At 70.0% G+C, this 8538-nt stretch carries 8 protein-coding genes; 1 reads left to right on the forward strand and 7 read right to left on the reverse strand.

The window, feature by feature from the left end; genetic code table 11:
• Positions 1-111 precede the first annotated feature (111 nt).
• Entirely contained in the window at positions 112-348 is a 237-nt protein-coding gene (locus GWK61_RS29175) for a hypothetical protein (protein ID WP_194913844.1), read from the reverse strand.
• Between the two features lie 69 nt (positions 349-417).
• On the opposite strand from GWK61_RS29175, the gene GWK61_RS29180 reads away from it, so the two are divergent.
• Complete coding sequence (locus tag GWK61_RS29180; protein ID WP_194913846.1) at positions 418-756, forward strand: hypothetical protein; 339 nt, start codon at positions 418-420, stop codon at positions 754-756.
• On the opposite strand, the gene GWK61_RS59865 is transcribed toward GWK61_RS29180, so the two are convergent.
• The 6 genes from GWK61_RS59865 to GWK61_RS29210 all read right to left on the reverse strand — a co-directional run bounded on the left by GWK61_RS59865 (position 734) and on the right by GWK61_RS29210 (position 7436).
• Positions 734-2542: a phosphodiester glycosidase family protein gene (locus GWK61_RS59865; protein WP_194913852.1), complete on the reverse strand. Its 1809-nt coding sequence runs from the start codon at positions 2540-2542 to the stop codon at positions 734-736. The two genes, GWK61_RS29180 and GWK61_RS59865, sit on opposite strands and share 23 nt — an antisense overlap.
• Positions 2543-2750: 208 nt before the next feature.
• Entirely contained in the window at positions 2751-3554 is an 804-nt protein-coding gene (locus GWK61_RS29190; RefSeq protein WP_228563120.1) for a VIT1/CCC1 transporter family protein, read from the reverse strand.
• A gap of 20 nt (positions 3555-3574) precedes the next feature.
• Positions 3575-4690: a prolipoprotein diacylglyceryl transferase gene (gene lgt / locus GWK61_RS29195; protein ID WP_194913855.1), complete on the reverse strand. Its 1116-nt coding sequence runs from the start codon at positions 4688-4690 to the stop codon at positions 3575-3577.
• 71 nt (positions 4691-4761) lie between these two features.
• Positions 4762-5784 carry a DsbA family protein gene (locus GWK61_RS29200; RefSeq protein ID WP_194913857.1) on the reverse strand — a complete coding sequence of 341 codons (1023 nt, stop codon included), beginning with the start codon at positions 5782-5784 and terminating at the stop codon, positions 4762-4764.
• A gap of 219 nt (positions 5785-6003) precedes the next feature.
• Positions 6004-6852 (reverse strand): DsbA family protein, encoded by an 849-nt coding sequence (locus GWK61_RS29205; protein ID WP_194913858.1) that lies wholly within the window; start codon positions 6850-6852, stop codon positions 6004-6006.
• A gap of 44 nt (positions 6853-6896) precedes the next feature.
• Complete coding sequence (locus GWK61_RS29210; protein WP_194913859.1) at positions 6897-7436, reverse strand: MauE/DoxX family redox-associated membrane protein; 540 nt, start codon at positions 7434-7436, stop codon at positions 6897-6899.
• Between the last annotated feature and the right edge of the window lie 1102 nt (positions 7437-8538).

The raw sequence follows: 8538 nt of genomic DNA on the forward strand, positions 1-8538 counted from the left end.
CCGCTACAGGGGCGATGACGAGCGGGGACGAGCAGGGACAAGCGGGGACAAGCTGGTGACGAGCTTGCGCGCGGGACGTCGGCGGCTCGCGCGCGATGCTTGTCCTTGTCCCTATTCCCCCGTTGAGCCATCCAACTCCGCGATGGCGGTGTGCAACCACTCACGTTCGGCCCGCGCCGTGGCGCGCGCGATCTGGCCCATGCCGCGCTGGAAGAGGGTCGGGGCGTCCTCGGCCTTGATCGGCCTGCCGTCCTCGGCCTTGATCGGCCTGCCGTCCTCGCCGAAGAAGAAGCCGGCCCCGGGCGCGTCGAGGAAGGCCAGGCGGCGGCGCAGGACGGCGGCCTGCACGGCGGGGTCTTCGAGGCGGTACAGGAAGGCCAGGATCGTGAAGTAGGCCGACCAGGCCGGGGATCCGTGGTGTACGCCGCCGCAGCACCGTGGATCATGGCCGCGTTCACCGCACGCGCCGACGTGGCCGCGGTCGGCGTCGTATTCCTGCGCTGGCTGGCCCTGTACCTGGTGCCGACCTCGGTGGTGATCGGCCTGTCGGGGGTGCTGGCCAGCGGGCGCGGTGGGCGGCGGCTGCTGCCGGTGACCATCGTCGGGACGGTGCTGGCCGTGGTGCTGGCGCACCTGCTCAGCGGGCCGTTCGGCCTGGCCGGGGTGTGGGCCGCGATGGCGAGCAGCGCGGCACTTCAGTGTGCCGCGCTGCTGGTCCTGCTCGGGGGCGCGGTCAGCGCAGGTAGACGGCCATGAAGTCCTTCGTGGAGTTCACGAAGAACTTGTTCGGGCCCTGCAGGAAGTCCTCGTACAGCTTCGAGTTGTCCGGGTTGCCGTCGCGGGCGGGGAAGTACTGGAAGTCGGCCCAGCGCAGGTTGATGTCCAGCTGCATCGCGCGGACCGCGCCGGCGTCCTTCAGCAGGCGGGCCAGGGTCGGCGCGGTCAGCGAGTTGCCGCCGACCCAGACGATGTCGCCGTCCGCCTTCACGCCGACGCCGGAGCGCCACACCGCCGCCGAGCCGTGGTCGGCGCGGCCCCAGGTGGAGCTGTCGTCGATGTAGGAGACGACCTGGCCGTTGTCGACCATCAGCTTCAGGTTCTGGCGGACGCTGAGGATGTTGGTGTTCTTCTGGAAGCTGTAGTCGCGGCCCCACATGCCGACCGCCATGTGGCCGTCCTTGAAGATGACCTCGCTGGCCGCGCCGTCGACCAGCGGGGCGGCGGTGACGCCGTGGTCGTAGTAGCCGCCGTGCGATTCGCTGATCTTGAAGCCGCCGTTGAACAGCGCGATCAGGTTCGGGCGGGCGTTGGCGTCGATCTGGTTCGGGACGTTCGTGATGACCGAGTTCAGCCCGCCCTCGTGCCCGGGGTGCAGCACGTAGCTGGAGTGCTTCTGGTCGATCACCGCGATGTCGGCGATGACGCCGGTGTACGTCGCGTCGGGGCGGATGCGCGCGACCTGGACCACCGGCTGGCCGCTCGGGGTCTGCACCGCGACCTGGAACTCGCCCTCGCCGGACTCCAGCGTCAGTCCGGGCGGCGCCGGCAGGCGCGGCTGCATGGGGATCAGGTCGGGCTGGCTGCTCGGCGCGCCGGGCTTGCTCGGGACGCCGCCGTTCTTCGACGGCTTGGCCGACGGCGCCGCGGCCGTCGGGCCCAGGTCGGTGAACTGCTTGGCGTCCACCGAACCGCCCTTGGACGGCGGGTTCAGGTCGTACTGCCACTGCTCCAGCTGCGCCACCAGGCCGCCCATGCCGTGGTCGCGGCCCCACTCGGCCAGCCGCGCCTGCACGGTGTCGGTGCCCGGCGTGGTCAGGGCTCCGGCCACCGACCAGCTGACGGTGCCGAAGAAGACCAGCACGCTGCCCCACAGCGAGCGCACCACGATCTTGCGGCGACGGCGCTGCGCGGGGTTCAGGCGCGACTTGTGCTTCCACGGCAGGACCCGGACACCGCGTCCGTACAAAGGAGTGTGGCGCTTGCGCCGCGCCGGGAACGGAGCCTCGGCCGACTCGGCCTCGGCCTCGGCGTTCGCGGCGGCCTCGTACTCGGAGGCAGGACTCTCGGCGGACGCCTCGGCGACGGCCCGCGCCGTCTCGTCCGCGACGTCCTGCGGGACCGGGACCGGCACGACGTCGGTCACCGTGGGCCCGGTGGGCTCCTGGGTGATGTGCGTCGCGTCGAGCGGGGCGGTCGCGGCCTGCGGGCGTACCCGCATGTGGTCGTGGTCGCCGACCGAGGCCAGCGAGACGGTCTCGGCCAGCGCGTCGCCCTGCTGCGGCGTCACCGCCGGCAACGACACCGTCTCGTCCAGCGCGATGCCCTTGGCACCGGCTTGGGCACCGGACTTGGCACCGGACTTGGCACCGGACTGGGCATCGGTCTTGGCACCCGTCTCGGCACCGGTCTTGGCACCGCCCTCAGCCGCGCCCGCAGAATCGGTGTCGCCCTCGATCACCCGGTCCCCGTGAACCGCCCCGACGTCGCCGTCGGTCGGCTCGCCGTCCCGCAGGCCTTCCAGCTCCTCGCTCTTCGCGGACACCAGCCGCACCTCTCCTCGCCCTGATCCGGCGCCGCCCGATCCCCGTCAGCGGCCCCGTGTCTGCCCGTACGCTCTACGTCTTCGACGCGAGTGGGGCACGACTGGTTGCCTCGAACCTCAATACCTGATCTCGCGAGTCATCTCCCACCGGCCGACGCCCGCCGAACACCGCTTAGCCCAGATGATGTGATTTATACATCATTGGGACTCAGCCTAGGTGCCCGCCGATCAGCGCGCCGAGTCCGAAGGTCACCACCGCGGCCGCCGCGCCGAACAGCAGCTGCCGCAGGCCGGAGAACCACCAGGAGCGGGAGGACACACGCGAGACTATCGCCCCGCAGGCGAACAGGCCGCCGAAGGCCAGCAGCATCGCCACCCACAGCTGGTTCAGGCCCAGCGCGTACGGCAGCAGCGGCAGCACCGCGCCGATCGCGAACGACCCGAAGCTGGACACCGCGGCCACCACCGGGCTCGGCAGGTCGGTCGGGTCGACCCCGAGCTCCTCCTGCACGTGCACGATCAGCGCCTGGTCCGGGTCCCGGTGGATCTGCCGCGCCGCCTCCAGCGCGAGGTCGGGGTCCAGGCCGCGCTCGGTGAGGAACTCGGCGAGCTCCTTCATCTCCGCGGCCGGCCGCCGGGCCAGCTCCAGCCGCTCCAGCTCGATCTCGGCCTGGGTGACCTCGGTCTGGCTGGCCACCGAGATGAACTCCCCGGCGGCCATCGAGCAGGCGCCGGCGACCAGCCCGGCCAGGCCGGTCAGCACGATGGTCTTGTGCGCCGCGTCGCCGCCGGCCATGCCGGCGATCAGCGAGAAGTTGGACACCAGGCCGTCGGTGACGCCGAAGACGGCCGGCCGCAGCCAGCCGCCGGTGACGTCCCGGTGGTGGTCCTTCGGGATGGAAGGGCCCTGGTAGGCCGGGTGGGAACCGTCGTCCGGGCCGGAGCCGGAGTCGCCGGAGTCGTCGTCAGTGGTCGGATCGGGGACAAGGACGGACGCGTCAGGGTGATTCATCGACTCGATCCTGGCAGGCGTTACGGGTTCGAGGACTCGTTCGCCTTGCCGGTCGGGGTCGACACCACTTCTGGTCCGCCGTCCTGCGCCGGGATCGGCGCGACGTCGGGCGGTTCCTGGTCGTCTGCGGCGGCCGGCTCGGAGTCCGCCACCAGTTTTTCAGGTTCGCCATCCTGTTCGCCAACAAGGGCAGCCTCAGTAAGGGCGCCCTCACCAGCGTCTTCGGCCGCTTCTGAGGTTTCCTCCGGGGCCGCCAGGTAAGGAGTGGTCTCCCGCCCCGGGTACTTCTTGCGCGACCACACGAAGTACACGACCGCGCCGACGAACACGATGATCGCGGTCCAGTCGTTGAGCCGCATGCCCAGGAAGTGGTGCGCGTCGTCGATGCGCAGCGACTCGATCCAGAACCGGCCCACGGTGTACGCCGCGACGTAGATCGCGAACACCCGGCCGTAGCCGAGCTTGAACCGCCGGTCGGCCCACAGGCACAGCACCGCGACGCCGACGCACCAGATCGACTCGTACAGGAACGTCGGGTGGAACGGCCCGCCGGCGACCAGTTCGGCCTTGCCGTCGGGACCGATCACCGCGGCCTGCGTCGTGGTGTCCATGACGTGCACGTTCAGACCCCACGGCAGGCTGGTGTGGCTGCCGTAGAGCTCGTTGTTGAACCAGTTGCCCCACCGCCCCAGCGCCTGCGCCAGCACGATGCCCGGCGCCGCGGCGTCGGCGAACGTGCGAAAGCTCGCGCCGCGCCGCCGGCAGCCGATGTAGGCCCCGACGCCGCCGAGCGCGATGGCGCCCCAGATCCCCAGGCCGCCCTGCCAGACGTAGAGCGCCTTGACCGGGTCGCCGTCCTTGCCGAAGTACGGCGCCGAGGTCGTGATGACGTGGTACAGACGCCCGCCGACCAGGCCGAACGGCACCGCCCAGATGGCGATGTCGACGACCTCCTGCGGCTTGCCCCCGCGGGCCCGCCAGCGCTTGTCGCCGAGCCAGACGGCGAGGAGGATCCCGGCCAGGATGCACATGGCGTACATCCGGATCGGGATCGGGCCCAGGTGGTACTGGGCCTTGGTCGGACTCGGGAGGTCCGCCAGGTACGTGGCGGCCTGGTGCGCGGCGGTGAGGCTCATCGGGGGCGGGCGTCCTCGGGTGGTGGGGGCGGGCGCAGGTCAGACCGCGGCCGGGTCGGACAGCGGTCGGGTCAGGACTTCGACGTGCTCGGGGTGGAGCCGGACGTCGAGCCGGAGGTGGAGGATGACGAGCCGGACGTCGACCCGGTCGAGGACGGCGCCCCGGACGTGGTGCCGGAGGACGACGGTGTCGCCGGCGCCGAGGAGCTGGACGACCCGGACGGCGCGGAGGACGAGGCCCCGGACGACGGCGCCGAGCTGGGCGCGGCCGGGATCGTGGTCTTGGTGCCGGCCTTGCCGCCGTCCTTCTGGAACGCGGCGTCCAGCTGCTGCTGGAAGTACTGCAGCACCGCGGCCGCGGTCTGCTGCGTGAAGGAGAGCTGCTGGCCGTCGACGAAGATCGTCGGGGTGCCCGGCAGGCCGATCTTGTTGAAGTTGTCGGCGTTGTTCTGCACCCAGCCGTTGTGCGTGCCGCTGGTGACGCAGGTCTGGAAGGTGGTGCTGGACTTCAGCGCCGGGATCTGGCCGGCGATCGCCAAAATCGGGGTCTTGGAGGACCAGGGGTCGGTCGTCTCGCTCGGCTGGTTCGCGTAGAGCAGGTCGTGCAGCGGCATGAACTGGCCCTCGTCCTGCGCGCAGGCGGCGGCGTTCGCGCCGTTCAGCGAGCCGGAGCCGTTGTCCTTGCTGTCGATGACCCGCGCCGGGTGGTAGGTGACCTGGAGCTTGCCGGCCTCGACGTACTGCCGGTACATCGGCTCGACGGCCTGCTCGACCTGCTTGCAGATCGGGCAGCGGAAGTCCTCGAACACGGTCATCTTCACCGGGGCGTCGGCCGAGCCGATGTGGATGCCGGTGGCCTTGTCGGACTTGGCCTGCGGGTCGACGACCGCGGCGACCGGAGCGACATAGGGCGAGCTGTTGTGCTTGGCCGCGGAGACCCCGATGCCGACGGCCGCCGCCACACCCACGACGAGGACGACGACACCGCCGATGGTCAACTGCTTGCGGCGCCGCTCAGCCCGCTGGCGGGCGATCTTCTCCGCCAACACCCGCTCGCGAGCGTTCTGCTTCCCTACCCGGTTCGCCTGGCTCATCGTCGTTAACAGTCCCTGTCCGATGCCGTCTGGTATGGGCACGCACCGTTCCATCCCCGGGGCGCGCGCACCGCATCCTATGCGGTGACGACGTGGAAACGCACCGGAGGGGGCTCGGGTTGCGCCAAATCCTTCAGGAACTTTTAGGCCGTCGTCCCCCGGTGTCGACGCGACACCGGGGGACGGCGGCCGGAGTAACCGGGCGGACACGCAGCCGGATCAGCCCTGCTTCGCGACGGCGGCGTCCAGCGCGGCCTTGTAGTCGGCGGTCTGCTGGGTGCCGGGCACGGCGTTCGGGTCCTTGAGCGTGAACGGGGTTCCGTCGATGTAGATGTCCGGTGTCCCGACGCTGCCGCCGAGCTTCTTGCTCAGCCAGTTGTAGTTGTCCTTGATCCACTGCGCGTACTTGCCGCTGCGCGCGCACTGGTCGAACGTCGCGCTGCGCAGGTTCGGGACCTGGCTGGCGAGGTTGAGCATGGTGTCGACGGAGCCGTAGGCGTCGTTGGTCTCGTTCGGCTGGTTCGTGTAGATCAGGTCGTGGAAGGCGATGAACTCGGCCTGCCCGACGTCCGCGGCGCAGGCCAGCGTCGACCCGCCGACCAGCGACCCCTGGCCGCCGCCGTTGCGGTCGATGAGGTCGACGAGCCGGTAGTGGACCTGGATCTTGCCGGCGTCGGCGTACTCCTTGTTCGTGGCACCGAAGAAGGACTCGGCCTCCTTGCAGAAGGGGCAGCGGACGTCCTCGTCCACCTCGACCGTGACCTTGGCCCCGGCCTTGCCGTAGACGATGGCGCCGGGATCAGAAGCGCTCCCCGGGCTCGGCACCACCCCGGAAGGCGCCGCGAACGGCTGACCGGCACCGTAGGCATTGCGCGCGTTCTTGTTGCTGTTCGACTGGTTGTGCTGCACCAGCACACCGATCAGCACGGCGAGCGCGACGATCGCCACCACCACACCGCCGACGATGAGCTGCTTGCGCCGCCGATCGGCTGCGGCCTGCTGGCGGCGCGCCTCAGCGGCCCGCTCCCGTCCGGTGCGTCGCGGACCGCTGCCGCCAGAGCTCGTCATGACCCCATGGTGCAGGGGTCATGATCAAGCAACAATCGGACAGGTCAGATCGGGTCACCCAGCAGCGCGCGCTCCAGCGAGAACTTGGACGCCGGCTTCCAGATCAACCACGCCGCCGGGACCATGTAGAGCAGGTCACGCAGCACGTCCAGGGTGTAGCGCGTGTGCCCCTTGGGCACCAGCCCGCCACTACCGCCGCAGCCACAGCTGATCGCGATGCCACGCGCACCCAGCGAGATGATCCCGCCGATGTAGACCAGCAGCAGCAGCGCGGAGAAGATCGCCACCAACCGTGTACCCAACCCCAGGATCAACAGCAGCCCGAGCGCCATCTCGAAGTACGGCTGCGCATACCCGAACGGCGTGACCAGCGACTCCGGCAGAATCTTGAAGTCCCGCACACTCTGCGCATTACTCTCGGGCGACCCCAGCTTGCCAAGGCTGTAGTTGAGCCACATCGCCGCCAACAACAGGCGCATGACCAGGCTGATCCACTGCTGGTTGCTGTCCACGAACCCGCGGATGCCACCGGACCCGGGCGCACCCTTGTCCTGAGCGGCGGCCTTGGAAGCCATCGAAGTCATAACCTTCTGTCCTCGGACGGTGACGGTGCACACGCACCGCAAGTCTGGGCGGGCTTCACAAGCTACAGGCACTCCCGACCCCCGCGGGAGTGCCGCTCACTCCACCGGGGGAACTTCCTAGCGGTTTCTCAGCTACTACGGGTGAACGGCGAGGCCGGCGGCCGACGGCGGGGACGGGCACCGGCCGTGCCGGACCGAGCTGCGCGCGGAGCGGTGGCGCCTGGCGATGCCGACTGGCAGCAGCGGAGCGGCGAGCCGCCCGGTGCGGCCAGGCTGCCGGTGCCGATCGGATCCGGTGCCCGGCGGCTGCGGGCGGTGACGGGCCAGACCGGCCGGCCACATGGTGAGGGGGTCCGAAGGACCATGCGGGGTGTTGGTTCTGGGTCCCTCGCCGCGTCAGCGGGCGCAGCCAACCTGCCCGGTTTGGCGGTGTCAAGCCGAACGGAGACCGACCACAGCAGCAGCGATGCGGCTTGATTCCGCCAAACCGGGCTGGTTCCGTTTACGGCGATGACGCGGCGAGGGACCCAGAACCTCGGCGACCACAAGCAGCACCGCCAGCAGACAGCGCAGCGCAGGCAACAGCGGATGCAAAGCCGAACAGTCGCGGACCGCCGCCAAACCACCCGACGCGCGGGTCGCCCCCTCGTCGAGGAGGCCCGCCAGAGGCCTCAACGCACCCACCAAACGCGGCCGCCAGCCGCCGGACCAAACGCATGCGCAGTGACTCGGACCGGCGCGCGGTCGTGTTCGCGAAAACCGCCACCCGCCAACGCACCATGCACAGACCTGGACCAGTGCGCGGTCGTGGACGCGAAAACCGCCACCCGCCAACGCACCATGCACAGACCTGGACCAGTGCGCGGTCGTGGACGCGAAAACCGGCGGCCGCCAGCGCAACCCGCTGCGCTCAACCGAACTGCGTCCCCCGCGAGGCCATCCAACCATTAGCGAAGCCGTTAAAAATCGCCTGTAAAACCCCAGACCAACCGCCACTCGCCCCCGAAACAGAAACAGAAACAGATCATGCAGCTGAGCCGAAGCCCAGCCGCATGACCGGCTATGTACCAAGCAGCCTACGAGGCCTAAGCAGCCACCCAAG

This window comes from Catenulispora rubra (genome assembly GCF_015356825.1).
In the GTDB taxonomy this organism is placed as follows: Bacteria; Actinomycetota; Actinomycetes; order Streptomycetales; family Catenulisporaceae; genus Catenulispora; species Catenulispora rubra.